Below are 25,573 nucleotides of genomic sequence, written 5' to 3'. Positions count from 1 at the left end.
CCCATTCACGTCATGTGTTGAGGGGCTATCCTCCGCGAAATGAAGCGTCTTGGAAAGCCCCGCCAACCGGAAGAAAATGTCCTTATTCCACCGTGACGGATTTAGCCAGATTGCGAGGCTGGTCCACATCCGTGCCCTTCAGCAGTGCGACCTCGTAAGCGAGGATCTGGACGGGGATTGCGTAGAGAATGGGAGCAACAAAAGCATCTACATCTGGCAGTACAACAATATGTTCTGCAATGCCTTCAAGGCGTTTTGCACCCGCCGCATCTGTAAAGGCCAGAATGCGCCCACCACGCGCCTTGGCTTCCTGCAGGTTGGACAGGGTTTTGTCGAACAGGATTGTGGAGGGTGCGATCGCCACGACAGGAACGGTCCGGTCAATCAGGCTGATCGGACCATGCTTCAGTTCACCCGCGGCATAAGCTTCTGCATGGATGTAGCTGATTTCCTTGAGTTTTAAGGCGCCTTCATAAGCGATTGGCGTGCAGATGCCGCGCCCCAGATACAGGACATCTCTGGCTTCTGCGATAACACGCGCCATGGCCTGAATGGCCTCAACCCGCGTGAAGACTTCAGCTGCACGGGACGGAAGATCGAGGAGGTTAGCTGTCAGGCTTTCTTCGCGAGCCTTATCGATCGTACCCCGTGCGCGTGCGAAGTCGATGGAAAGAGCTGCAAGAACAGAGAGTTGTGCTGTAAAAGCTTTGGTGGAAGCTACCGAAATTTCCGGGCCAGCAACCATCCCCAGAACCAGATCGCTCTCACGCCCCATCGTTGAATGTTCGACGTTCAGAACAGACACGATACTTTGTCCGGCCTTCTTCAGGCTACGTAGAACGCCGAGTGTATCTGCCGTTTCACCGGACTGGGAAATGAGGAGTGCAACCCCTTTGTCAGGCTGTGGCGCGTCCCGGTAGCGCATCTCAGAGGCTACATCGATTTCGACAGGCACACGGGCCAGAGACTCAAGCCAGTACCGGCCGACCATGCCAGCATAGAAAGCGGAACCGCATGCTGTGATGGTGATACGAGGAACCTGAGCCGGGTCGAACGGCATGGCCGGTAATGCGATGGTCTTGGAGGCAGGGTCGGTAATGCGCTGAAGCGTCTGGCCGATGGCGACCGGATGCTCGTGCAGTTCCTTTTCCATATAGTGGCGATAGCCATCTTTGCCGACCTGTCCGGCCATAAACGCAATGTTCTGGATCGGGCGGCTGACTTCCTGACCTTCGCCATTGAAGATGATGACATTGCCAGGCGTCAGTTCGCACCAGTCGCCATCGTCCAGATAGGTGATACGGCTTGCCAGTGGCGCCAGAGCCAGACTGTCGGAGCCAAGGAACATCTCGCCTTCACCGTAGCCTACAGCCAAAGGAGCGCCATGACGGGCGCCAATCAGCAGGCCGTCATGGCCCTGAAAAATGATGGCAATTGCATACGCGCCTTCAAGGCGCTTGATGGCAGCAAAAGCTGCGTCCCGCGGCGTCTTGCCCTGATCCAGATAAAAATCAACCAGATGGGCGACGGTCTCTGAATCCGTATCAGACAGGAAAATCCGGCCCCGTGCTTCGAGCTCGGCCTTTAGTGTGGCAAAGTTTTCGATGATGCCGTTATGGACGATCGCGACCCGGCCAGCCGCGTGCGGATGAGCGTTGGTTTCTGTCGGTGCGCCGTGAGTGGCCCACCGCGTGTGGCCGATGCCTGTCGTGCCACTAAGGGGTTCAGCCTTCAGAACAGCTTCGAGATTATCGAGCTTGCCAGCTGCGCGACGGCGATCAATGGTGCCATCGGCAGACAGGGTCGCGATACCGGCAGAATCATAACCGCGGTATTCAAGCCGACGCAGCGCTTCGAAAACGATCGGGGTGGCTGGACGATGGCCTACAACGCCACAAATTCCACACATCAGCCCTGCTCCTTTTTGGCTTTAAGGGTCTGTTTGATTTCAAGGCCGCGACCTGGTTTGACAATCTGACGGGCGCGTCCGAACGCCAGACCTTCTGCCGGAACATCTTCCGTAATGGTGCTTCCCGCAGCGATCAGCGCGTCGTCTCCAATCGTGACGGGGGCCACGAGAATGGAGTCCGACCCGATGAAGTTGCGTTCACCGATGATGGTGCGGTGCTTGAAATATCCATCGTAATTGCAGGTCACGGTCCCTGCCCCAACATTGGTTTCCGCGCCGACGGACGCATCCCCGAGATAGGTCAGATGATTGGCTTTTGCGCCGCGACCAAGATCGACATTCTTGAGTTCGACAAAATTTCCGACATGCGTGTCTGCGGCGCAGACCGTCCCGGGACGCAGACGGGCATAGGGGCCAATCATGGCGCCCTCACCGACTGTGCATCCTTCAAGATGTGAGAACGCCCGGATCAACGCGCCGCTGCGGACTGTCACGCCCGGCCCGAAAAAGACGTTTGGTTCAACCACCACATCCGCTTCCAGAGCCGTGTCTGTACTGAGGAAGGTGGTCTCAGGAGAGACAAGCGTTACACCCGCTTCCATAGCAGCAGTCCGGAGGCGTGCTTGAAGTGTGGCTTCTGCCTGTGCCAGTTCACTTCGGGAGTTAACGCCTGCGAGTTCGCTTTCAGGAGCCTCGACACACTGAACACGCCCCTGTGTGGCGGCCATGGCGACAACATCCGTCAGGTAATATTCACCTTGTGCGTTGTTGTTGTCGACGGCTGCAAGCCATATCCGAAAATCATCGGCACCCGCGCACATGACGCCTGCATTGCACAGCGCAATCTGTCGCTCGTCCTCGGTTGCGTCCTTGAACTCGACGATCCGGCTGACACGGCCCTGCTCTTCGACAATCCTGCCGTAACGACCGGGATTGAACGGGCGCATACCAAGAAGCGCAAGACTTGCCCCGGTCTGGCGGGCTGCCGTGAGCTTGCGCATTGTTTCTGCGGTGATCAGGGGATTGTCGGCGTACAGGACGGCAATGTCGCCGTTACCGAACAGATCTTTTGCCATGTTGGTGGCGTGCGCCGTTCCCAGACGGTCGGTCTGCACGACCGTGCGGTAGGGCAAAACCACTTTTTCAAGTTCGGGCATATCAGGCCCAACCACCACAACCACATCGTCAAAGACTTCGCGGGCAGTCTCGATCAGATGTGTGATCATGGGACGGTTTCCAAGACGGTGCAGAGCCTTGGGAAGGCGGGACTTCATGCGCGTGCCGAGGCCCGCTGCAAGGATGATGGCTGTGGTGTGGCGTGCGGTATTGGTCATGTTCCGTCCCGGGTATCCAAACCGCGCCAGTTCGTCAAACGATGGTTGAGCGATACACCATCACTTCGGATTGCCGTTTATTGCGAAATGGTTGCGGCTGATTTTGAAGGTGGAAGCGGGTTCTGCATAACAACAGTAACATGTCCCAGCTTTGGATGATTGAATTCGATCCGGACGGGGACTAGCCCGATACCTTCAACATTCCTGAACCAGGCAGCTCCAGGCTGAGGGGTGGCCAGTTTCGCCCGATTTGGAGAGTCTTTGATAAACCCTGCGACCTGCTGACCAATAAAATCACAGCGGAGCGACGGATCTCCAGCATAAGCCTGTTTATGTGTTTTGGGGATGTCCGCCTGTGTCGGACCGTGAACCGTCATTTTTGTCAGACGTAACCCGTCAAAAATGACGGCAGAACCGTCACAATGTCCGGTCTGCGTCAACGTCTCCAGCAGGCGCGCCATGCCACTCAGTGTATCAATCGTATGAGGCAAGTCGCTGTCTGGTATGGGGTCCCGGTCTGTTTCAACGGGTTCCAGAATATCAACATGTGGGGTGTTGCCGTTATAGGTGAGCAAAACCCGACGATGCTGCCCGCGCGACATGCCCCCGCTATCATACCGAATGGGTTTGACGTTGCCGCCTTCGATGAAATCGCCTTCTACGCGAGAGCGGATATCCATCTTGACGAACCAGCTGATCATACCGGCTGGTCTGATATGTGTGGTTCCGCCGTAGCCCCAGTGCTCGATCTGATAGGACACATCTGTATCAAGCACATGCAGTCCGCGCAGATAGACCGCGTAAGACGTGTTGACCTGACCGGCTGCCGCATGAGCAGTGGAAACGCCAGCCAGAAGCAGGAAGCCTGCTCTAGCCAGCGCTCGGAGTGTCTTAAACGTCAAGATTGGCCACTTTCAGGGCGTTTCCGACGATGAAGTCACGGCGCGGCTCCACCACGTCTCCCATCAGGGTCGAGAACACCTGCCCCGCCTCTTCGACGTCACCAATCTTCACCTGAAGCAGGGTTCGGGTCGATGGGTCGAGCGTTGTGTGCCAGAGCTGCTCATCGTTCATCTCACCCAGGCCTTTGAAGCGGTTAATCGTCAGGCCGCGGCGGCCCTGTGCGAAAATTCGGTCCATGACATTGGACGGACCAAACAGCTTCTGCTCGTTCTGATCGAGCCGCAGGATGGCCGGAGTGGCGAAATCTCGTGCCAGTCGTTCTCCTTCAGAAGCCAGCCAGCGGGCTTCTGCGGATTTGAGAACGCTCTGCTCAAGGCGATAGATTTCGCTGACGCCACGAACCGAACGCGCACACTCAATCCCGGTGCTGGAAAGGGAGACTTTCCAGCCACGCTCGTTCTCAGCGGATGCCTCGTCAAGGCGGCGCTGGAAGTCGGGGATGCGATCGCCAATTGTGGTCGGGTCAAGTTCCAGAACGCGTGCGATCGCGGCCTGTTCGAGTACCCAGACCGGGATCTTGGTGGCAATATTTTTCAGGTTCTGGGCTGCTGCGATGAGGAAGCGAACTTCCTCCTGAAGGGCATCGCCTGTCAGTTCCAGATTGTCTCCAAAGCGCAGGGAGGCATTTGCCAGCGCTTTATCCAGAAGATACTGCTCAAGAGCGGCATCATCCTTCAGGTAACGCTCTTCCTGACCACGCTTTGCGCGATAGAGCGGTGGCTGAGCGATATAGAGATAACCCTGTTCGATCAGTTCAGGCATCTGGCGGAAGAAGAACGTCAGCAGCAGCGTACGGATGTGGGAGCCGTCCACGTCAGCGTCAGTCATGATGACGATCTTGTGGTAGCGCAGCTTTTCGGCTGAGAAACCGCCCTGATCCACTTCGCCACGTCCGATACCGGTGCCTAACGCCGTAATGAGTGTGCCAATTTCGGCCGAGCCCAGCATACGATCGAAGCGTGCACGTTCGACGTTCAGGATTTTACCGCGCAGAGGCAGGATCGCCTGGAAGCGGCGATCACGTCCCTGCTTTGCCGTACCACCTGCGGAGTCACCCTCAACGATGAAGATTTCGGCCTTGGAGGCATCGCGTTCCTGGCAATCTGCCAGTTTTCCCGGCAGCGAGGAGACGTCCAGCACACCCTTGCGGCGCGTCAACTCACGAGCACGGCGTGCAGCCTCACGGGCGCTGGCTGCATCGATGATTTTGGCGACGATTGCCTTGGCTTCCTTGGGATGCGTTTCAAACCAGTGGGAAATCGCATCCGCCGCTGTTGCATGCACAACCGGCTGAACTTCAGAGGAAACCAGCTTGTCTTTGGTCTGGGACGAGAACTTGGGATCCGGCACCTTGACGGAAAGAACTGCCGTCATGCCTTCACGCATGTCTTCGCCCGTCAGGGAGCCTGATTCACGCTTGGCAACGCTCTCAGCGTATTTGCCGACCACGCGCGTCAGGGCCTGACGAAAGCCTGCCAGATGTGTGCCACCATCCCGTTGGGGGATGTTGTTCGTAAAGCACAGCATTGTCTCGTGGTAGCTGTCGTTCCACGTCAGAGCGAACTCGACGCGAATGCCACTTTCGACATGGTCGATCTCACCCGTGATCGGCGGTGTGACGATCGAGGTCTTGGAGGAATCAAGCCACTCGGCGAATGCGCTCAGGCCGCCTTCATAGAAAAAGCGGACTTCCTTGCTTTCGGCATGGCGCTCATCGCGAAGAATGATTTCCATTCCGGAGTTCAGGAAGGCCAGTTCGCGGACGCGACGTTCCAGAATGGAGAACTCAAATTCCACCTTGGTAAAGGTCTGCTTGCTCGGCTTGAATGTGACGAGTGTTCCGCGGGGTTCGTCAGATGGGCCGACAACGCTTAGGGCTTCGTCACGCTCACCATGCTGAAAGCGGATCTTGTGCTCGAGCCCGTTACGCCAGATCCGAACTTCCATCCATTCTGACAAGGCATTCACGACAGCCGCGCCAACACCGTGCAGACCGCCGGAAACTTTGTAGGAGTTCTGGTTGAACTTGCCGCCTGCGTGAAGTTTGGTCAGCACGACTTCGGCTGCGCTGATCCCTTCTTCAGGGTGCATGTCCGTCGGGATACCACGACCATCATCGCGAACGGAGACGGATCCATCTCCGTTCAATGTCAGGATACAGCGGGTAGCGTGACCGGCCTGGGCTTCGTCAACGGCGTTATCGATGATTTCGAACACCATGTGATGAAGGCCGGAACCGTCATCCGTGTCACCGATATACATGCCAGGGCGTTTACGGACAGCGTCCAGTCCCTTCAGTACCGAGATAGAGGAGGCGCCGTAATCTTCACCGTCTGCGCCTGGAATCTCCGGCTGGTTCTGGGTCTCTGACATGCGCGAGGCGGTCTCCGTGGAACTCTGAAAAATTATTGTCTTAATTATAGCGCGTCGAAGCCTGTGAGGCCAGAGCACGCACGCTATGCAGGTTGGATATGCCCATCCTGAACATTGAAAAATCCGGCTTTTCCGGTGAGAGCCGAAAAGGGTTCGGCATCTGTCCCGGTTAATAGGACTGGCGTATTGAGATTTAGCAGGCTGACAAGAAGAGCATCTCTCCGGGGTTCGTCCAGATGAAGGAGCGGTTCATCCAGAAGGATGACAGGCGCATCCCCCCTGCTCTGCTCGATTAGCGCAGCATGACTCAGGACAACACCAATCAGCATGGCTTTTTGCTGACCGCTGCTTGAAAGTTCAGCTGAGCGGCCGGTTTTTGCGTCAGAGAGAAGAAAATCTGCTTTGTGGGCGCCAACGGACGTACTGCCGCGCGTGCGATCTTCGGTCCGACTGTCGCGCAGTTTTGCCCTTAGCCAGTCTTCCACCTGTAGTGCGGAAGCGCTCATGAGTTTCCGGGTAATGTCGCAATTCAGGCTGAGCATGCTCTGGGGGAAGTCGCCACCGGTAAAAGGGTGGGCGTTCATGCTTTCTACGAGGGAAAGTCGGGCAGCGCAGGCGGCCACAGCATGTCGGGCGATGGAGTCTTCAATAGACGCCAGCCAAAGGGTTTCGTTGGGGCGATCCGACAGAAGGCGGTTTCGGCTTGAAACCGAGCGTTCATGGGCTGCCATCTGGCGTGCATGGTCCGGGGTCAGGGCCATAACCAGACGATCCAGAAAGCGTCTTCTGCCGCTGGCACCTTCCAGGAAAAGGCGATCCATTTGTGGTGTCAGCCAGACACATGAAAATACTTGCGCGATCTCTGCCTGAGATCGGACGTTTGCACCATCCAGCCTGAAAGAGCGTCTGCTGTTTTCGGAAAGATCGGCCCCCGTCCCAAGCAGGGTCTGGTCAAGGCCATGGCTCAACGTGGCTGCTACGCCCCACTGAGAGGCATCTGTTCGGCACAGGGATTGAAGGGGCGCATTTCGAAGGCCGCGCCCTGGTGCCAGAAGCGACACAGCTTCCAGCAGGTTGGTTTTCCCTGACCCGTTTTCACCGGTCAGGACTGAAATGTTTGTCTCAGGCTTCCAGACAGAATGCCGGTAGTTCCGGAAATCCGTCAGGGCCAGGCGTGTCAGTCTCAATGCGGGCCGATCAGACCCGCATCGGCATCAGAACATACAGGGCAGACGGAGACGCCGTATCGCGCACCAGTGTGGGGGCGGAACTGTCTGCAAAAGCAAACTCGACTTCAACGTCAATCTGGTCTGTGATGTCCGTCAGATAACGGGCCTGGAAGCCGATTTCGATCGGTGGCGCATCATAGGTGACTGTGCTGTCGTCCAGTTCCTCGTGTGCCACGCCCTGGTCTGGGCTGATGGCGGAAAGCGTCAGCATATTGTGCGTGACGGACAGTTTGACGGGGCGCGAGCGCTCCTGACTGATGGCTGCCACACGACCGACGGCCGCCGCGAAATCTTTCTTCGTCGTGCGAAGAATGCGATCATTGCCCTTGGGAATAACGCGCTCGTATTCAGGGAATGTGCCGTCGATAAGTTTGGACGTCAGAAGGACGGGGCCAGCCTGAAACTGGATGCGGGTGTCGGACAGGGACACTTCAATGTCCGCAGCACCTTCATCCAGCAGCTTGCGAAGTTCGGCGACTGTCTTGCGCGGAATGATGACGCCCGGCATACCGCGTGCACCTTCAGGTAACTCTGTTTCGACGCGAGCCAGACGATGACCGTCTGTAGCGACAGCGCGGAGCATCGGGAACGTCCCGCCTTCTGCGACATGCAGATAGATACCGTTCAGGTAGTAGCGTGTTTCCTCATTGGAAATCGCAAATTTGGTACGGTCGATCAGCCCACGGAGTGTCGCCGCTGGAATGCGGAAACGGTGCGGAAGATCTCCTGCCACCATGGCTGGGAAATCATCAACCGGCAGGACGTTCAGGCTGGTGGCGTAGCGGCCGGCGCGCAGGGCAAGCGGTGCGTCGCTTTCCGGGTGGTCAAATTCGATTTCCACGCCATCTGGCAGCTTGCGAACGATCTCGAACAGCACAGCAGCAGGCACGGTAGTAGAGCCGAGGCGCTCACCTGTGGCTACGACGTCTTCGACGACGGCAATTTCCATATCCGTGGCCGTCAGGCGAAGAATATCCCCTTCATAGGACAGCAGGACGTTCGCAAGGATGGGAATGGTGTTCCGCTTTTCTGCAACGCCATGAATATGCGCCAGGGCCCGTTGCAGCAGGGTGCGGTCAACCTTGAATTTCATTGTTTTTTTCCCTGGTCGGCAATCTTTGAGTTTTGCCGTTTCTTAGCAGACACCCGCTTCCGGCGAAAGGCACCGATAGCGGGTTGTCGTCCTTGCTCAGCCTTCAAGCATCCGGCGCATCAGCTCGACGTCTTCTGCGAAAGACGTATCCTGCTCCATCAGTTCTGCAACGCGGTTTACGGCGTGCATAACGGTCGTGTGATCACGGTTACCGAATTTGCGCCCGATTTCCGGAAGGGATCGGCTGGTCAGCTGCTTGGCAAGGAACATGGCGACCTGGCGCGGACGGGCCACAGCCCGGGCACGGCGTGCAGAAGACATGTCCGTCAGGCGGATATTCCAGTGTTCCGCAACCTTGCGCTGAATTTCCTCGATCGTCACGCGACGGTCATGAGCCTTGAGCATGTCCTTCAGGACATCCTGCGTCGTATCGAGTGTAACTGGCCGACCAACCAGATCGGCGTGGGCGATCAGGCGATTCAGGGCACCCTCAAGCTCACGCACGTTTGTCGTGATCTTGTGAGCCAGATATTCCAGCACCTTGGATGGAACATGCGTGCCAGACGCCTTGGCCTTCGCTTCCAGAATGGAGATGCGGAGTTCAAAGGTTGTGGCGTGAATGTCCGCAACCATGCCGCAGCCAAGGCGTGTTCTCAGGCGATCTTCAAGACCCGACAGATCAGATGGGCTCTTGTCCGCGCTAACGATGATCTGACGTCCGGCATCAACGAGAGCGTTGAACGTATGGAAGAATTCTTCCTGCGTGTTGTCCTTGCCGATCAGGAACTGAAGATCGTCGATCATCAGAACGTCAACGGAGCGCAGTTGCTCCTTGAATTCCATGGTGGACTGGGAGCGAATGGCTGCGATGAAGCGATACATGAACTTCTCGGCTGACATATAGGCAACTGAGACGTTGCCTGTCTTCGTCAGTTCCGAGCCGATAGCATGCATAAGATGTGTTTTGCCCAGTCCTACGCCACCATACAAGAAGAGTGGGTTGAAGCCGGGGCTGGATGGCTTTTCAGCCACACGGCGGGCGCAGGCATAGGCAAATTCGTTCGGCTTGCCCACGACGAAGCTGTCGAAGGAAAACCTTGGATCCAGGGGGACGGCAAGATCGCTGCGAACTTCGTGACTGACCGCGACCTGAGCTGTGACTTCTTCGATTGCGCTGTCGCTTGCGATATCGGCGGACGGGGGAACTTCGGGCAGGCCACGTTTGACCTGGAGTTCAATACCCTGCACATCCGCACGCTCGGTGCGCCAAAGCGTTTGAAGGCGCTCTTCGTACTGGCTGCGAACCCAGTCCCGAAGGAAACGGGTCGGTAGGTACAGGATAAGTTCGCCGTCTTCGATTGGCCCCAGAACGATCTGGCGCAGCCATGTGCGATATTCGACTTCGCCGACTTCGCCCTTCAGCTTTTCACGAACTTTGTGCCAGGAAGCTTCCAGAAGATCCGCCGAGCCGGGGGCGGAGGCGCTGGCGTCCAGATACTGAGCGTTTTCCACCTATGATACCCCCTTTCATTTCTGCCCCAGATACGATGGGGCGTCTGTCATGGTTCCCTGCACGCAGGGTGGATATGCTTCCAACGGAGAACGTCCACACAGGATTGGGTGGCGCTTCAAATAAAGCGAACGCTTACCGGAGAAAACAGAGCCTCTGGCACTGAGCTTGATCTGGCAGGATAGGCTTCTGCCCAAACCGAAGCAAGCTGGAACACGAAAGGTTCAGAGGTGCCGAGGCGAGGTGTTGCAGTATGGTCAAAAAAGAACGCGCTCCCGGAGGGGGGAGCGCGTTCTTCAGTTCATACCCTGCAAAGGGGCTCAGGCGGTTGCCAGAGCCTTGATGCGGGCAGACAGACGGGACAGCTTGCGGCTGATCGTGTTCTTTGCGACGACGCCCTTGCCGGCAGCGCGCTGCATTTCAGGCTGTGCAACCTTGTATGCTTCGGCAGCAGCCGTCTTGTCGCCAGACTGGATAGCCTGTTCGACCTTCTTGATGAAGGTACGCATACGGGACACGCGGGCCACGTTGCGCTCGCGGCGGCGTTCGTTCTGACGGATGCGCTTACGGGCAGAAGCTGTATTTGCCATGGATCTTTCGGTTCAGTTAGCGGTCTTGTCGCGGAAAATGATTGGCGCCCTCTACCCGTCATGAACGGGGACGTCAAGCGTTTTGCACATTTTATACACACGGGGCGTCTGCGCAGTGTCTTCCTTATTTCTGGCAGTTTGCGCAGTAGAATGTGGATCTACCTGCCTGTGTGATGCGTGAAACAGGATAACCTGTCCCGCACTTTAAGCATGCCTCTCCTTCCCGTCCGTAAACAAGGTGCAGGTCCTGAAAGCCGCCCTTTGTGCCATCGGCCTGAACATAGTCTCTTAAAGACGACCCTCCAGACGCAATGGCCTCTGTCAGAATGGCTTGTATGGAAGCGGAGAGGCTATTCGCTTCCCTTTTACTAAGAGACATGGCCATGCGGGTGGGGTGGATGTGGCTGCGGAACAGCGCTTCGCAAACATAGATATTGCCGAGACCTACGATCAGCCGCTGATCAAGGAGAGCCGTTTTGATCGGAGTGCGCTTGCCCTGCATAAGGTTGTGCAGATACGGGCCTGTCATGCTTTCCGAGAGCGGCTCAATGCCGAGACCGCTTAGAAGGCGGTGCGCGTTTTCCTGATCCGTTGCAACAAGATCCACCATCCCAAATCGCCGCGGATCCACGAGGCCCGCACGGGCGCCGTTCTCCGTTTCCAGAACCAGATGCTCATGTTTGGACGGAGTCGTGTTCATGCCGGATTGGCCGAGGAGCAATCGGCCGGACATTCCGAGATGCAGCATCATGCTCGTGCCACTCCCGACGCGCATGAGAATATACTTTGCGCGGCGATGAAAGGATAGCACGTCCTGTCCTTCCAGCCTTTCCCGGAGATCCAAGGGAAATGGCCATCTGAGGTCAGGGCGGTTGACGGTAACGTGACGGATCCGCTGCCCTTCGAAGGCGGTGCGGAACCCACGCATAACGGTTTCGACTTCTGGAAGCTCTGGCATGACTGGACACAAAGATATATCGATTGCCCCATGACCGATAGCGCTGAACATAACGTCCCGCCCTTCCCGTCTTCCGAGCAGACCGGAGACACCACGGATTTTGGTTACCGCAATGTCCCGCGGAACCAGAAGAAGACCATGGTCAGGGAGGTGTTTGAGAGCGTCGCTGGCAAATATGACATCATGAACGATGTCATGTCGCTGGGTATCCATCGCGTCTGGAAGCGGATTTTTGTGGGAATGCTTGGTGCGCGCCCGAACATGAAGCTGCTGGATCTGGCGGGTGGAACGGGTGACATCACGTTTGGCTGGCTGCGCTCCGGTGGTGGTCCGGCCATCCTGTCAGACATTAACTCCGCCATGCTGTCCGTCGGCCGCGACCGCGCCATCAAGGCGGGGCTGATTGGCCAGATCGAAGTCTGCGTTGTAGATGCGGAAGCGATTCCTCTGCCTGACTGCTCTGTTGATCGTGTGACCATTGCTTTTGGTTTGCGCAATTGCACGGACAAGGACGCTGTCCTGCGAGAAGCGCGTCGTGTGCTGAAGCCGGGCGGGCGTTTCTTCTGTCTTGAGTTTTCCCGCGTTGAAATTGCTGCGCTGTCACCTGTTTATGATACGTGGTCTTTCAAGGTTCTGCCGAAGATGGGGCAACTGATCGCCAAGGATGCGGACAGTTATCAGTATCTTGCGGAAAGCATCCGCATGTTCCCGGATCAGGAGACGCTTGCTCAGATGATGCGTGATGCTGGTCTGGAGCGCGTGCAGTATCGCAATCTCTCTGGTGGAATCGCGGCCATTCATTCCGGCTGGCGTCTGTAATTCATGCGTCGTGTTCTGCTGATTGTTGGTGGCGGCATTGCAGCTTATCGGGCGCTCGAACTCGTGCGCCTTCTGAAAGCTGAGGACATTGCCGTCACCCCGGTCATGACAGACGCGGCCAAGGCGTTCATTACACCTCTCAGTCTGGAGGCCCTGTCTGGGGAGCGCGTGCATGACGCGCTTTTTGCCCCCACGCAGGAAAGCGAAATCGGCCATATTGCGCTTGCGAGAAGCGCGGATCTCGTCGTGGTCTGTCCGGCTACGGCCAATCTCATGGCCCGCATGGCGCACGGTCTTGCAGATGATCTGGCAACGACGCTGCTTCTGGCGACGACGACCCCCATCCTGCTTGCTCCTGCGATGAATGTGCGCATGTGGGAGCATCCGGCAACGCAGGCTAACCTCACACTTCTTCGGCAGCGTGGCGTGCAGGTGGTTGGGCCGGATGAGGGTAGTATGGCCTGTGGCGAGTTTGGGCCGGGGCGCCTGAGCCAGCCTGATGTGATGCGGGACGCGATTGTGGCTGCCCTCACGCCAGACCAGTCTTTGGCCGGGCACCATGCTCTTGTGACGGCTGGGCCAACTGTCGAGCCTCTCGATCCAGTCCGTTTTATTTCCAATTATTCGTCCGGCAAGCAGGGTTACGCCATTGCAGAAGCCCTTGCGGCCCGTGGGGCGCGGGTCACGCTTGTCAGCGGACCTGTCTCTCTTCCTGCTCCTGACGGCGTAAGCTGCGTAAAGGTCCAGACTGCAGAGGAAATGCTGACGGCTTGTGAGGCCGCGCTTCCCGCAGATATCGCCGTGTGTACTGCTGCAGTCAGTGACTGGCGCGCCAGCGTTCCGTCTGGAAGCAAGATCAAGAAGACGGGCGATAGCCCGCCAATCCTCACTCTTGTCGAGAACCCGGATATTCTGGCCACGCTGTGTCATCATGTTAGACGCCCCAAGCTGGTTGTCGGCTTTGCGGCGGAAACAGATGACGTTCTGGAAAATGCGCTCGCCAAGCGTCAGCGTAAGGACTGTGACTGGTTGGTGGCCAATGATGTTCGTCGTGGGGTTTTCGGCGCAGACAGGAATCTTGTCAGCCTGATTGATGTCAATGGTGTGGAAACATGGCCGGAGATGGACAAGTCAGCCGTCGCCGGGAAATTGGCGGAACGGATCGCTGAAACCTTCAGGTCTTCAACCGCCTGAAAATCCGGGATAAGAGAAGCGTCATGACGACCGATCTGATTGATGTCCGCATTACCCGCCTCCCTCATGCGGAAGGGCTTTCTCTTCCATCCTATGCAACCTCAGGAGCCGCTGGCTTCGACTTTGTTGCGGCTATTTCGGCCCCGGTGACGATTGAACCAGGCGGTCGTGCGCTTGTCCCGACTGGTCTGTGCATCGCCCTGCCCTCTGCTTATGAGCTTCAGATACGCCCGCGATCTGGTCTGGCTCTGAAGCATGGCATTACGCTGCCGAATTCTCCTGGGACGATCGATGAAGACTACCGTGGCGAGATTGGCATCATTGTCATGAATGCCGGCACGGAACCTTTCACGATCGAACGTGGCACACGGATTGCTCAGGGGGTGCTGGCTCCTGTGTCCAGATTACGGTGGCAGGAAGTTTCGTCTCTGGATGAAACGGAACGTGGTGCAGGTGGTTTTGGTAGCACTGGCCACTGAGACGTTCCGGGACATGCAGAAAACACTTGAGCCACCAGAAGAACCTTCCTTACTCTCGGTTCCTCTGAAACCGGGAGGACAACAGTCATCATGACGGGCAGCCCTATGGCCATGCCCATCCGTGTCATGCATCGCTGGCGACAGCGCATGAGCGGTATTGAACTTTCGATCCTGTTTGCCGGGGCGGCCCTGTGCCTTTTTCTTGTGAAGAAGGCGGCTTGGGTGCCTGCTTCTGTACTCTTGCCAGAGAGGCCCGCGGTTTCAGTCTGGCAAGAGTTTTTATTCACGCTTTTGCATGCGTTTCTGGCGCTGGTCACGGTCGTTGCCGTCTCTCTGGCTCTGGCCGGTTTGTCCCGCCAGTTTCCCCGCTTTCGTCGATTGCTGGTGCCTGCGCTGTCCGTGGCGCGATCCATTCCCGGACTGGGGCTGGTGGGGCTTCTGGCGCTGGCCCTGCCCCCTGTCGCCGTCATCGTGAGTGTGGCGGCTTTCAACATGATCTGGCGTGTTCTGACTGCTATTCTGGATGCTGAAGAAACGCTTCCGCCCGAACTGAACGAAGTTGCAACAGGTCTTCACATGACGGGATGGCAGCATTTCTGGCGTTTGCAGATGCCGGTTGCCATTCCTCTTGTAACGTTCCGTGCGTCTCAGGCCATGCCGGGCTTATGGTTCCGCCTCTTGTGTGTGGAAGGCCTTGCGACGCTCCTGATGCGTCATGATGTCGGTGGTTTGGGAGCGCAGGCTCTGATTGGCCTCGAAACGCATCACGCTTCCTGGTTTCTGGCGGCCGGAAGTCTGGCTGTTCTGCTCATCCTGATCGTCGATCAGTGCTTGACGCGGCCGATGATGGGGTGGGCACAGCGCTACAGGCTGGATGGTCCGCAACCCCAGAAAAATCGTGGAAGATCCTGGGTTCTTCAGTTCTGGCGTGAGTCTGCGACCCTGAATGGGTGCAGTGTCGGGCTGCACAGGCTGATTGGAGGGATTGGAAACTGGCGTGTGGGTCGAGTGCGCCGGCATGCGCCTGCGCTGTCCTCCGTCTCTGTGCCTGTGCCGGACTGGCTTGTGCCTTTGGCGTCCCTAGTCCTTCTGGGGCTGGCAATCGCGAAAAGTCACCTGAAAGACCGCCTGCCCTATGATCTGCTCGAGAGTCTTCTTACGCTTTCGCATGTCTGTGGCGCACTGGTGCTGTGCGGGTTGCTCTGGCTGCCCCTGGCCCTGTTCTTTTTTGATGCAAGCGAGCGCGTCTTCCGATTTGCAAGACTGTTTGTACTTGCGGGTGCACTGTTCCCGGCTGTTCTGCTGTATCCTCTTTTTCGTAAGCTCGAGATCATCCCCGCAGCAGTCCTGCTGTTCGTGGGCGCGCACTGGTTGACGGGTGGGACGGTTCTGGATGCCATGCAGGCTATTCCGGGACCTTTCCGTCAGGTGGCGCGAGGTCTGCGCCTCAAAGGTGTTCTGCTCTGGAAGCGGCTTATCCTTCCCGCCGTGGCCCCTGACCTGTGTGGCGGACTTCTGCTGGCGGCCGTCCCCATCTGGGATGCCGTCATGATTGCGGAGGCATTTGTGCCGTCAGACACTGGTCTGGGGGCAACGCTGCTGGCTGATATGCTTCAGGGGCAGATTGCGGCTCAGATTATTGTCCTCATGCTTCTCACGCTTTTGTCCATGTTGCTGGACCGTCTTGTTCTTCAGCCCCTTGCGGTTCACGCCGCTCAGAAATACGCGATCCAATGACCCGAACCCTGCTCAGTCTCCAGAATTGTCGTCAGACCTATCTGAAAGACAGCAATGCTGATCTCGTTGTTTTCGATCAGGTGAGCTTTGATGTCCGTGCCGGAGAAATTCTTGGTCTCCTTGGGCGTTCCGGTTCAGGCAAATCATCTCTTCTGCGTGTGATGTCCGGATTGATGCCGCCTGTGGAAGGAAAGGTTTTCTGGCAGGGAAAGCCAGTTAACGGGCCGCTCGATGGTGTTGCTACGGTTTTTCAGTCCGGAGCGCTCTTTCCCTGGCTGACCCTGCGGCAGAATGTTCTTCTCGGGCTTGAGGCGCGTCGTCTGTCGCGGGCGGATCGTGAGAGTCAGGCCAGTGCCGCGATTGCGGTCATGGGGCTGGAGGGATACGAAAACGCTTATCCCAAGGAATTGTCGGAGGCGTTGAGTCAGCGTGCGTCCCTTGCACGAGCGCTCGCATTACAGCCGTCTCTGCTTTTGCTTGATGAGCCTTTCTCTGCTTTGGATGTTCTGAGTGCTGAAAACCTTCGCACGGATCTGATTGAACTCTGGGCAGAAAAGAGACTCTATTCCCTTCATGCCATGTTGCTGGCGACACATGGCATTGAAGAAGCGGTGCTGATGTGTGACCGGATTCTGATTTTTTCTTCCAGTCCCGGGCGCGTGACCCACGAAATCAATGTTCCCTTCCCGCACCCCAGAAACCGTGAGGATGCTGATTTTCGCCGGTTTGTGGACCAGATCTATACGTTGATGACACGCCGGGCCCCGATCGTTTCTGAAGCCGAGACAACAGTCGGTCTGTCCCCTGCGGCTTTGCCACCACTCTCCATTGTGTTGCCTGATCTTCCTGTAGAGGTTCTTGTCGGGCTGATGGAGGTGCTGAATGGCGCGCCTCTCTCCGGCCGTGCGGATCTTCCCGAACTGGCGCAGCGTCTTCAGATGACGCTTGATGATCTGCTTTCGCTCGGTGAGTCGCTACAGCTTCTGGAACTGGCGGAGCTTGAGGATGGCGATATTCTTCTGACGGATGAAGGACGCCTGTTTGTCGAAGGGGACGCTGATGCGCGACGTGACATAATGCGCACCGCCTTGTTGCATTATCTGCCACTTCTTCGCGCCATCCGCAGTACGCTCGATGAGCGGTCCAACCATGTCGTGGATGCCAATCGTTTTCGAAAGGCGCTGGAAGAAAGCATGTCTCCCGACTATGCCCAACAGACGCTGACAACAGCGATCGGCTGGGCACGGTATGCGGAACTCTTCGATTACGATGAAGAGTCAGACCGCTTTCATTTGGAAACCGAAGAGTAAGGTCTCAGGCTGGGTTTTTCAGTCGATCCCGGTATAGTTTGCGGGCCTTTGCGACCTTGGGAGCGACAACCGCTGCGCAGTAAGCGGTTTCCGGGTTGCGAGCAAAATAATCGAGGTGCTTTTCCTCTGCGCGCCAGAAATGGGCGGGACCTTCGATGGTTGTGACAATCGGTGCGGGCCAGATCTGTTCTGCCGTAATTTCATCTTTTACGGCTTGGGCAACACGTTGCTGCTCTGCGTCTCCGAAAATAACAGACCTGTACTGTGTGCCGATGTCATTACCCTGACGGTTAAGCTGCGTCGGGTCATGGGTCGTGAAAAAGATGCGCAGAATATCGTGCAGGGAAATTTCCTGAGGGTCGAAAACGACCTTCACGACTTCCGCATGACCGGTATTCCCTGTGCAGACGGCTTCATAGGACGGATTGTCCACATGGCCACCTGCGTATCCCGGATCAGCCGAGATGATGCCGCGTAGACCGGTAAAAACGGCTTCTACGCACCAGAAGCAGCCTGCGCCAAGAAGAATGGAAGAGTGTGTACTCATGAGCGGGATCTCCTGAGGGAGGTGAGCCTCCCCATATAGGGAGGCGCTTTCCTTATTTCACGACAGGCAGCCAGACGGCGCTGGCTGTGTTCCCACCACGGTGAATGGTCTGGGTGGCGGTGTGGTAATCCGATGGCTTGGCATCGAAGATATTCTGCACATAGGTCTGCGGGTTTCGATCATAGAGCGGGAACCAGCTCGACTGGATCTGGACCATGATGCGATGACCCTTCTGGAACACGTGGTTCACGGCGGGCAGCGTGAATTTGTATTCCTGAACCTGCCCTGCCGGAATGGCAGATGGGTGGGCGAAGTCATTGCGGTAACGGCCGCGGAAGATATCCATGGAAATCGGGAGTTCGTATCCGCCCATCTCTGGCCGGTCCGGTGTAACGCCGGGCTGAACGTCGATGATCTTCACGATCCAGTCTGCATCTGTGCCTGTTGTGGATGCAAAGATGTCTGCGGTTGGGACGCCGGAGACGCGTACAGGCGCATCAAGAACGGGTGTCTCGTACGTCAGAACATCGGGACGGCTTTCTGCAAAACGTTGATCCGTGACAAGCCAGGGTTTCCAGCGCGGATCGCCGGCAGTGTAAGGTCGCGGCATGAACGGAACTGGATGAGACGGGTCGGAGATATAAGCATCCGTTCCTGGAAGCGTCCGTTTGAAAGACAGACCATGATCGGGCTGAAGGTACAAGCGCTCGCCTCGCAGCAGGCAGGTCGTGTCACACTCCCCGAGCCAGTTGCGGAAATGATCCCATTGATTCTCGCCTGTATTGTAAATGATCGCTTCATCAAGATGCGGATCAGCGGCATCTTTCAGATAGTGATCAAAGAACGGGCGCATGACATTGGAGCGATACCACAGTGCGGTGTCACCGTTGAAGTGTAGCGGGCCAAGCGTAGAACCATCATAGTTGACGCCACTATGCCGCCATGGCCCCATTACGAGAACGTTGGGGACTTGTGTGTGATGAGCTTTGAGGGCCATCCAGGAATGGATCGCGCCCCACATGTCTTCCTGATCCCACAGTCCCTGCTCCCAGATTGTCGGGACTTTCAGAGGCTTGCGGACGATAATCTGATCCAGAGCCTGCTCTTGCCAGAACGCATCATAGGCCGGGTGCGCTTTCAGGCGATTCCACCAGGGATATTGATCAAGACCCGCTTTGGTTGCGAAGGCTCCAGTTGAGCCGGCACGCAGGAAGTTGGTGTAATCGTCAGCATCCTGCCGGGGAATGGAGCGTCCTCCACCGGTTGCGCTCATCTGCTCGGTAAAGTAGTCGAGACCTGGCTGGCGGAAGGCACCATAGTGGAACCAGTCGTCACCCATCCAGCCATCCACCATCGGGCTTTCCGGAGCAGCAACTTTAAGGGCTGGATGCGGGTCCAAGAGTGCCATCACGACGGTCCAGCCTTCATAAGAAGAGCCGGTCATGCCAACGCGGCCGTTGCTTTCGTGAAGATTTTTCACGAGCCAGTCGATCGTGTCCCACGCATCGGTGGTGTCGTCTGTCTTGGTCGGGTTAAGCGGGCCCATCGGGGGGCGCGTCATGATGTAGTCGCCTTCAGACCCGTATTTTCCACGGATATCCTGAAAGACGCGGATATAGCCTTCCTCAACAAAAACACCATCGCCCTGAGGGCAGATCTCACGCATGGTTGACGCGTTGGAAATGCGGTTCAGGCGTTCACTGGCATGATACGGTGTCCGCGTGAGCAGGATCGGTGCGTTTTTTGCTCCCTTGGGGATGACAATCACGGTATGGAGCTTCACGCCATCCCGCATGGGAATCATGACGTCACGCTTGATGTAATCCTGCTGATCAGTTGGCAGGGCGGCATGAGCTGGAATGTCATTTCCGGTCTGGATCATATCTGGCGTCACGGCCGGTCCAGCAGATGCTGGAGCCGCCAGTGCGACGGGACTACAGACAAGGGAAAGAGCCGTTCCAAGGCTGAGAAGATAACGTTTCACAAAAGGCTCCTGATCTTTGAATGGATTTTGGCCTCGTGTGTTCCCATCTAGCAAGAGCGGGAAAGAATGCTTTTCATATCTTTCCTACGCTGGTCTTCTTTTGTTTGATTCGCTATGGAGCATGGCTCCTTCTGATATGAAAGTTCTATTCTGATGCCTGCCTATCGTTCCCGTACCACAACCCATGGCCGCAACATGGCTGGCGCGCGTGCCCTCTGGCGTGCAACGGGAATGACAGATGGGGATTTCGGAAAGCCTATTATCGCGATTGCGAACTCCTTTACCCAGTTCGTGCCGGGCCATGTCCATCTGAAAGACATGGGGTCTCTTGTGGCGTCCGCTATTGAAGAAGCTGGGGGCGTCGCCAAGGAATTCAATACGATCGCCGTTGATGACGGCATCGCGATGGGCCATGGCGGCATGCTCTATTCCCTGCCCTCGCGTGAGCTGATTGCTGACTCCGTCGAGTATATGGTCAACGCGCACTGCGCCGATGCCATCGTCTGCATCAGCAACTGCGATAAGATCACGCCAGGTATGTTGATGGCCTCTCTGCGCCTGAACATTCCTGTCGTGTTTGTTTCTGGCGGTCCGATGGAAGCCGGAAAGCTCAACGGTCCGGGCATCGAGCGCAAGCTTGATCTCGTGGATTCCATGGTTGCAGCTGCCAACCCGAATGTGTCGGATAGTGAATCCGAACAGATCGAGCGCTCTGCCTGCCCAACTTGTGGATCATGCTCCGGCATGTTTACGGCCAATTCCATGAACTGCCTCGTGGAAGCTCTGGGTCTTGCTTTGCCTGGTAATGGTTCCCTGCTGGCCACGCATGCGGATCGTCGTGATCTGTTCCTGCGCGCTGGCCGTCTTTCTGTGGAATTGGCACGTCGCTGGTATGAGCAGGACGATGCTTCCGTTCTGCCGCGCAGCATCGCGACGCGAAGTGCGTTTGAAAATGCCATGACGCTTGATATTGCCATGGGCGGCTCCACGAACACTGTTCTACACCTGTTGGCCGCAGCGCGTGAAGGCGAAGTCGATTTCCATATGGCGGATATCGACCGTCTGTCCCGCAAGGTTCCGCATCTGTGCAAGGTGGCACCAGCTAAGGCTGACGTGCACATGGAAGATGTGCATCGCGCTGGCGGTATCCCGGCAATTTTGGGTGAACTGGATCGAGCTGGACTGATTAAAACATCAGTTCCGACTGTTCATGCGCCCACCATGGCCGATGCCCTGCAGAAATGGGACATCGTAAACGGGGATGAAGAAGCCCGTCACATGTTCAGCGCCGCTCCGGGCGGTGTGCGTACTGTTCATGCCTTCTCGCAGGCGAGCCGCTATCACGAGCTGGATCTGGACCGAGATGCGGGTGTTCTGCGCAACAGGCCAAATGCCTTTTCACAGGATGGTGGACTGGCTGTTCTGTACGGAAACCTTGCCGAGGATGGTGCCATTGTGAAGACGGCCAGCGTCGCAAAGGATATTCTAACGTTTACGGGTGTTGCCCGTGTTTTTGAAAGTCAGGATGATGCTGTTGCCGCTATTCTGGGTAACAAAATCGTCGCCGGAGATGTTGTGGTCATTCGTTATGAAGGTCCGCGCGGTGGCCCGGGGATGCAGGAGATGCTGTATCCGACCAGCTATCTGAAATCCAAAGGCCTGGCCGAAGTTTGTGCCCTCATCACGGATGGTCGCTTTTCCGGTGGCAGCTCTGGGCTGTCCATCGGGCATGTTTCTCCAGAAGCTGCGGAAGGCGGCTTGATTGGATTGGTGGAAGATGGCGATCGTATCGTGATCGATATCCCGAACCGGGGTATGCATCTGGATGTTTCGGATGCAGAGCTTTCCAGCCGTCGTGAAGCCATGCACAACCGCGGTGAACTGGCCTGGAAGCCGAACCGGACGCGCTACGTCTCCCGTGCTTTGCAAGCGTATGCAGCCATGACGACCAGTGCGGCCAATGGCGCTGTTCGTGATCTGTCCCAGATCATTGTGAAGACACGCGGCTGATCGCCCGTTCAACGGCCTCTCTCAATTCGGGAGAGGCCAGCATTTTCTGTCCGTCATGACCCGTATTGGGAACAATATCGATATTCCAGTTGAAGGGAACGTTTAGTCGGTAAGCCTGTTCCCGGGCCTGTGCAAAAGCCCATTGCCCCCGCTCCAGACGATTGCGGCCCTGCCCCATGGCCTGCGCGATGCGTCCTGCCCCGAGAGTGGTTTCCACATCATCTGACCCCAGAAGAATGGTCAGGTGCTCAGACAGGTAATGTTTAAGAGAGGTCTGCTGAATAGTCTCAGGCCAGCCATTAAAGCCATAGGGCACGGGGCTGTCCGTTTCAGGCTCGACGTAGGTGGCGGGGTTCATGATGATGACTTCTGCCTCATCAGCAGGAGCATAAGCTGCGACACGGTCCAGAAACTGGGCACCTGCAGAGTGACCGATCAGAATGATGGGAAGCTGAGGAAGGCCGGTCTCCTGCCACGCCCATTGCTCCATCGGCTTAATCAGAGACGCAGCAGGTAGCTCGTTGTTGCGGATCGGAAACCCGCCACGCTGGTATTGCCAGGTCGGAAATTCTTTTTCAGGGAGATTCGGAGAAAAAATAATCCCGCAGACTGCGCGGGAAAGAGGAATGCTATCATTCCGGTAAGCCCAGCTGTCACGATCTTTCGCAGCCATGACAAGCAGGATGGCGCGCAACTGACAGTATGGCGGCCGGAAGGCCACCATACTCACGCTTTGACCAAACAGAACAGCTTTCTGGAGGCTGGGTCCAACCGGCAGTTCCGCTGCTCTGGCAGAAGGCACCTGAGCCATACCTAACGTCAGAGCAAGGTATGCAGCGAGGTGCCAGGTTTTAGCCAAGCCGTGCCAGAGCGGCTTTGAGGCGTTCAAGATCGTGCTCGAAAGTTTCGAGGCGCTGACGGTTTTCGTCAACCACTTCAGGCTTGGCACGTGCAACAAAATCGGCGTTGTCCAGTTTGCGGCGGACCTTAACAATTTCACCTTCGTTCTTGCTGATCTCTTTTGCAAGACGTGCACGCTCTGCATCGAGATCAATAAGGCCTTCCAGTGGAATAAAAATTGTTGCTTCGTCCAGAACGATCTGGGCTGCATTGCGAGGAATGTCACCCGTCAGAACGTCAACTTCTGAAACACGTGCCATGCGGCCAATAGCCTCTTCCCAGGTTTTGGCGCGGGCCAGATTCTCCGGTGAGACATCACGGAAAATCAAAGGAGCCTTCTGGGACGGCGGAATATTCATTTCCGAACGAACGGTCCGAATTTCACCGATGAGGCGGACCACCCAATTGAGCTCCGCCTGCGCCTGACCTGCTTCCTGAACGACCATAGCCTCCGGCCAACGGATAGCCGTGAAGTCACCAATATAGCCGAGCTGCTCCCAGAGCGTTGCCGTGACAAATGGTATCACGGGCTGCATCAGGCGCAGAATCAGGCCCAGAACATGGGCGCTGACGGCTCGTAACTCTGCTGTTTCTTCGTTTTCGGCGGCAAAAATCGGTTTTGAGAACTCAACGAACCAGTCACAGAAGCAACTCCAGACGAAGCGATAACAGCAGTTTGCATATTCATCGAAGCGATAGGCTGACAAAGCCTGCTTTGCTTCGGCAATCGCTGCATTGGCTTCCGTCAAAATCCAGCGACCGAGGCTGCCTTGAACCTTGGCGGGGTCAAAGTCTGCTACAGGGGCGGCACCGTTCATCTCGAGGAAGCGTGCTGCATTCCAGAGTTTGGTGACAAACGCGCGATGCTCTTCGACGCGTTTTCTGCCCAACTTGATGTCTCGACCTGGACCGGTTCCTGCACAGATTGCCAGACGGGTCGCATCAGCGCCAAACTCAGAAATCAGGTCCAGAGGATCAAGGCCATTGCCTTTGGACTTGGACATTTTCTGGCCTTTTTCGTCCCGGACGAGGCCATGAATCAGAACCGTGCGGAATGGCACATCGTCCATGAAATGCAGGCCCATCATCATCATTCTGGCAACCCAGAAGAAAATGATATCAAAACCTGTCACCAAGACGCTTGTCGGATAGTAGCGGGCAAGTTCCGGCGTTTTATCGGGCCAGCCAAGGGTCGTGAACGGCCAAAGACCAGAACTGAACCACGTATCCAGAACGTCTTCGTCCTGTGTCAGGATAACACCAGTGCCTGCTTGTGCCTGTGCTTCAGCCTCGTTTTCTGCAACGAAAACACTGCCATCTGGTGCGTACCAGGCCGGAATGCGATGGCCCCACCAAAGCTGGCGACTGATGCACCATGGCTGAAGATCCCGCATCCAGGCGAAGAACGTATTCTGCCACTGACGGGGCTCAAAAATGATTTTACCACTTTCGACAGCGTCTACGGCCGGACCAGACAGCTTCTGGGCATCGCAGTACCACTGGAGTGTAAGGCGCGGCTCGACGATAGCGCCACCGCGCTCGGCATATGGGACCTGAAGCTTATGAGGCTCGATTTTTTCAAGCCATTCCAGGCGCTCAAGTTCCGAGACGATGCGCTTGCGTCCCTCTTCCCGGCTTAATCCAGCCAGAGAATTTACAAATTCTACGGATGCGAGACCGTCAATGTCCTGCAATTCATTGTGTATTTCTTCAAGCCAGATGCAGGCAGTTTCATCGAGCATGGTCGGTGCGGGCAGATCATGGCGCTTCCCGACTTCGAAGTCATTGAAATCATGGGCTGGCGTGATTTTGACCGCGCCTGTCCCTTTTTCAGGATCGGAATACAGGTCCGCAACGACAGGAATGCGGCGGCCTGTTAAGGGGAGCGTGACAAATCTCCCGACCATATCTGCATAACGCTCATCCTCGGGATGAACGGCAACAGCGACGTCTGCCAGCATCGTTTCTGGGCGCGTGGTCGCCACAGTAATGGCGCGACCATCCTCAAGCGGATAGCGAATGTACCACATCGACCCGTTGGTCTCGCGGTTTTCAACTTCCAGATCCGAAATTGCTGAACGGAAGTTGGGGTCCCAGTTTACCAGGCGGCGATCACGGTAGATGATGCCTTCCTGATGAAGCTGCACAAAGACCTTGCGAACTGCCTTCGATAGCCCTTCATCCATTGTGAAGCGCTCGCGCTCCCAGTCGGCAGAAGCGCCGAGCTTCCGAAGCTGCTGAACGATTTCACCGCCGGACTGCTGCTTCCAGTCCCAGACACGCTCCAGAAAGCCTTCACGTCCCAAGGCTGTTCGGCTGACGCCTTCCTTATCCAAAGCGCGCTCGACAACCATCTGGGTGGCGATGCCCGCATGGTCAGTTCCTGGCTGCCAGAGGACATTAAACCCTTCCTGTCGCTTCCAGCGGATCAGGATGTCCTGAAGGGTGAAGGTCAGGGCATGACCGAGATGAAGAGTTCCCGTGACATTCGGGGGGGGGAACATGATCGAAAAAGGTGTGCCAGATGCGTTTGGGTCGGCACGGAAAGCCCCGCTTTTCTCCCAGTTTTCGTATAGGGAGGTTTCGTGTTCGGCGGGAACAAAACTTTTTTCGAGCATGATAATCCAGAGAGGT

The 25,573-nt window shown here is 56.6% G+C and carries 19 protein-coding genes; 6 read left to right on the top strand and 13 right to left on the bottom strand.

Annotated features, from left to right (window positions below; genetic code table 11):
* Nucleotides 1-82: 82 nt before the first annotated feature.
* The 9 genes from glmS to mutM all read right to left on the bottom strand — a co-directional run bounded on the left by glmS (nucleotide 83) and on the right by mutM (nucleotide 11,959).
* Entirely contained in the window at nucleotides 83-1,909 is a 1,827-nt protein-coding gene (glmS, locus tag J4P41_RS03810; protein ID WP_426066172.1) for a glutamine--fructose-6-phosphate transaminase (isomerizing), read from the bottom strand.
* Complete coding sequence (glmU, locus tag J4P41_RS03805; protein ID WP_426066171.1) at nucleotides 1,909-3,243, bottom strand: bifunctional UDP-N-acetylglucosamine diphosphorylase/glucosamine-1-phosphate N-acetyltransferase GlmU; 1,335 nt, start codon at nucleotides 3,241-3,243, stop codon at nucleotides 1,909-1,911. The genes glmS and glmU overlap by 1 nt, the downstream gene beginning before the upstream one ends.
* A gap of 77 nt (nucleotides 3,244-3,320) precedes the next feature.
* On the bottom strand, nucleotides 3,321-4,145 hold the full coding sequence (locus J4P41_RS03800; RefSeq protein WP_426066170.1) for a DUF3108 domain-containing protein: 825 nt from the start codon (nucleotides 4,143-4,145) through the stop codon (nucleotides 3,321-3,323).
* Nucleotides 4,135-6,579, bottom strand: a complete 2,445-nt coding sequence (gene gyrB, locus J4P41_RS03795; RefSeq protein ID WP_426066169.1) for a DNA topoisomerase (ATP-hydrolyzing) subunit B — start codon at nucleotides 6,577-6,579, stop codon at nucleotides 4,135-4,137. Before gyrB ends, J4P41_RS03800 begins: the two co-directional genes overlap by 11 nt.
* An 83-nt stretch (nucleotides 6,580-6,662) precedes the next feature.
* The gene (gene recF, locus J4P41_RS03790) at nucleotides 6,663-7,766 is read right to left on the bottom strand and encodes a DNA replication/repair protein RecF (RefSeq protein ID WP_426066168.1); all 1,104 of its coding nucleotides are present in this window, start codon (nucleotides 7,764-7,766) and stop codon (nucleotides 6,663-6,665) included.
* Between the two features lie 10 nt (nucleotides 7,767-7,776).
* Nucleotides 7,777-8,901 (bottom strand): DNA polymerase III subunit beta, encoded by a 1,125-nt coding sequence (dnaN, locus tag J4P41_RS03785; protein ID WP_010501579.1) that lies wholly within the window; start codon nucleotides 8,899-8,901, stop codon nucleotides 7,777-7,779.
* 96 nt (nucleotides 8,902-8,997) lie between these two features.
* A complete protein-coding gene (dnaA, locus tag J4P41_RS03780) occupies nucleotides 8,998-10,413 on the bottom strand; it encodes a chromosomal replication initiator protein DnaA (RefSeq protein WP_426066167.1) in 1,416 nt (471 codons plus the stop codon).
* A 318-nt stretch (nucleotides 10,414-10,731) separates the two neighbouring features.
* On the bottom strand, nucleotides 10,732-11,001 hold the full coding sequence (rpsT, locus tag J4P41_RS03775; protein WP_010501582.1) for a 30S ribosomal protein S20: 270 nt from the start codon (nucleotides 10,999-11,001) through the stop codon (nucleotides 10,732-10,734).
* Between the two features lie 124 nt (nucleotides 11,002-11,125).
* Entirely contained in the window at nucleotides 11,126-11,959 is an 834-nt protein-coding gene (mutM, locus tag J4P41_RS03770; protein WP_426066166.1) for a bifunctional DNA-formamidopyrimidine glycosylase/DNA-(apurinic or apyrimidinic site) lyase, read from the bottom strand.
* 30 nt (nucleotides 11,960-11,989) lie between these two features.
* Here mutM and J4P41_RS03765 point away from each other — a divergent pair, with 30 nt between their 5' ends.
* The 5 genes from J4P41_RS03765 (at nucleotide 11,990) to J4P41_RS03745 (ending at nucleotide 17,498) form a co-directional block, all read left to right on the top strand.
* Complete coding sequence (locus J4P41_RS03765; RefSeq protein ID WP_010501584.1) at nucleotides 11,990-12,778, top strand: class I SAM-dependent methyltransferase; 789 nt, start codon at nucleotides 11,990-11,992, stop codon at nucleotides 12,776-12,778.
* 3 nt (nucleotides 12,779-12,781) lie between these two features.
* On the top strand, nucleotides 12,782-13,972 hold the full coding sequence (coaBC, locus tag J4P41_RS03760) for a bifunctional phosphopantothenoylcysteine decarboxylase/phosphopantothenate--cysteine ligase CoaBC (protein ID WP_426066165.1): 1,191 nt from the start codon (nucleotides 12,782-12,784) through the stop codon (nucleotides 13,970-13,972).
* 23 nt (nucleotides 13,973-13,995) lie between these two features.
* Complete coding sequence (dut, locus tag J4P41_RS03755; RefSeq protein ID WP_415574437.1) at nucleotides 13,996-14,451, top strand: dUTP diphosphatase; 456 nt, start codon at nucleotides 13,996-13,998, stop codon at nucleotides 14,449-14,451.
* A 90-nt stretch (nucleotides 14,452-14,541) separates the two neighbouring features.
* Nucleotides 14,542-16,188: an ABC transporter permease subunit gene (locus tag J4P41_RS03750; RefSeq protein WP_426066164.1), complete on the top strand. Its 1,647-nt coding sequence runs from the start codon at nucleotides 14,542-14,544 to the stop codon at nucleotides 16,186-16,188.
* On the top strand, nucleotides 16,185-17,498 hold the full coding sequence (locus tag J4P41_RS03745) for an AAA-associated domain-containing protein (RefSeq protein WP_426066163.1): 1,314 nt from the start codon (nucleotides 16,185-16,187) through the stop codon (nucleotides 17,496-17,498). The genes J4P41_RS03750 and J4P41_RS03745 overlap by 4 nt, the downstream gene beginning before the upstream one ends.
* Before the next feature lie 4 nt (nucleotides 17,499-17,502).
* Here J4P41_RS03745 and msrA read toward each other — a convergent pair whose 3' ends face one another.
* Both msrA and J4P41_RS03735 read right to left on the bottom strand, forming a co-directional pair.
* Complete coding sequence (msrA, locus tag J4P41_RS03740; RefSeq protein WP_426066162.1) at nucleotides 17,503-18,045, bottom strand: peptide-methionine (S)-S-oxide reductase MsrA; 543 nt, start codon at nucleotides 18,043-18,045, stop codon at nucleotides 17,503-17,505.
* A gap of 52 nt (nucleotides 18,046-18,097) precedes the next feature.
* Nucleotides 18,098-20,029, bottom strand: a complete 1,932-nt coding sequence (locus J4P41_RS03735; RefSeq protein ID WP_426066161.1) for a CocE/NonD family hydrolase — start codon at nucleotides 20,027-20,029, stop codon at nucleotides 18,098-18,100.
* A gap of 153 nt (nucleotides 20,030-20,182) precedes the next feature.
* Between J4P41_RS03735 and ilvD the strand changes: the two genes are divergently transcribed.
* Nucleotides 20,183-22,039 carry a dihydroxy-acid dehydratase gene (ilvD, locus tag J4P41_RS03730; protein WP_426066160.1) on the top strand — a complete coding sequence of 619 codons (1,857 nt, stop codon included), beginning with the start codon at nucleotides 20,183-20,185 and terminating at the stop codon, nucleotides 22,037-22,039.
* Here ilvD and J4P41_RS03725 read toward each other — a convergent pair.
* Both J4P41_RS03725 and J4P41_RS03720 read right to left on the bottom strand, forming a co-directional pair.
* Nucleotides 22,017-22,928: a hypothetical protein gene (locus tag J4P41_RS03725; RefSeq protein ID WP_426066159.1), complete on the bottom strand. Its 912-nt coding sequence runs from the start codon at nucleotides 22,926-22,928 to the stop codon at nucleotides 22,017-22,019. The two genes, ilvD and J4P41_RS03725, sit on opposite strands and share 23 nt — an antisense overlap.
* The gene (locus J4P41_RS03720; RefSeq protein WP_426066158.1) at nucleotides 22,891-25,557 is read right to left on the bottom strand and encodes a valine--tRNA ligase; all 2,667 of its coding nucleotides are present in this window, start codon (nucleotides 25,555-25,557) and stop codon (nucleotides 22,891-22,893) included. The genes J4P41_RS03725 and J4P41_RS03720 overlap by 38 nt, the downstream gene beginning before the upstream one ends.
* Between the last annotated feature and the right edge of the window lie 16 nt (nucleotides 25,558-25,573).

It is taken from the genome of Gluconobacter sp. NFX36 (assembly GCF_049887835.1).
In the GTDB taxonomy this organism is placed as follows: Bacteria; Pseudomonadota; Alphaproteobacteria; order Acetobacterales; family Acetobacteraceae; genus Gluconobacter; species Gluconobacter japonicus_A.
Note: the sequence above shows the minus strand (reverse complement) of the source record. Positions and strands in the feature narration are given on the sequence as shown.

Coding starts and splice junctions, on each gene's coding strand:
- glmS (WP_426066172.1), bottom strand. CDS start 1,909: ATGTGTGGAATTTGTGGCGTTGTAGGCCATCGTCCAGCCACCCCGATC.
- glmU (WP_426066171.1), bottom strand. CDS start 3,243: ATGACCAATACCGCACGCCACACCACAGCCATCATCCTTGCAGCGGGC.
- gyrB (WP_426066169.1), bottom strand. CDS start 6,579: ATGTCAGAGACCCAGAACCAGCCGGAGATTCCAGGCGCAGACGGTGAA.
- dnaN (WP_010501579.1), bottom strand. CDS start 8,901: ATGAAATTCAAGGTTGACCGCACCCTGCTGCAACGGGCCCTGGCGCAT.
- rpsT (WP_010501582.1), bottom strand. CDS start 11,001: ATGGCAAATACAGCTTCTGCCCGTAAGCGCATCCGTCAGAACGAACGC.
- mutM (WP_426066166.1), bottom strand. CDS start 11,959: ATGCCAGAGCTTCCAGAAGTCGAAACCGTTATGCGTGGGTTCCGCACC.
- J4P41_RS03765 (WP_010501584.1), top strand. CDS start 11,990: ATGACCGATAGCGCTGAACATAACGTCCCGCCCTTCCCGTCTTCCGAG.
- coaBC (WP_426066165.1), top strand. CDS start 12,782: ATGCGTCGTGTTCTGCTGATTGTTGGTGGCGGCATTGCAGCTTATCGG.
- dut (WP_415574437.1), top strand. CDS start 13,996: ATGACGACCGATCTGATTGATGTCCGCATTACCCGCCTCCCTCATGCG.
- J4P41_RS03750 (WP_426066164.1), top strand. CDS start 14,542: ATGACGGGCAGCCCTATGGCCATGCCCATCCGTGTCATGCATCGCTGG.
- J4P41_RS03745 (WP_426066163.1), top strand. CDS start 16,185: ATGACCCGAACCCTGCTCAGTCTCCAGAATTGTCGTCAGACCTATCTG.
- msrA (WP_426066162.1), bottom strand. CDS start 18,045: ATGAGTACACACTCTTCCATTCTTCTTGGCGCAGGCTGCTTCTGGTGC.
- ilvD (WP_426066160.1), top strand. CDS start 20,183: ATGCCTGCCTATCGTTCCCGTACCACAACCCATGGCCGCAACATGGCT.
- J4P41_RS03720 (WP_426066158.1), bottom strand. CDS start 25,557: ATGCTCGAAAAAAGTTTTGTTCCCGCCGAACACGAAACCTCCCTATAC.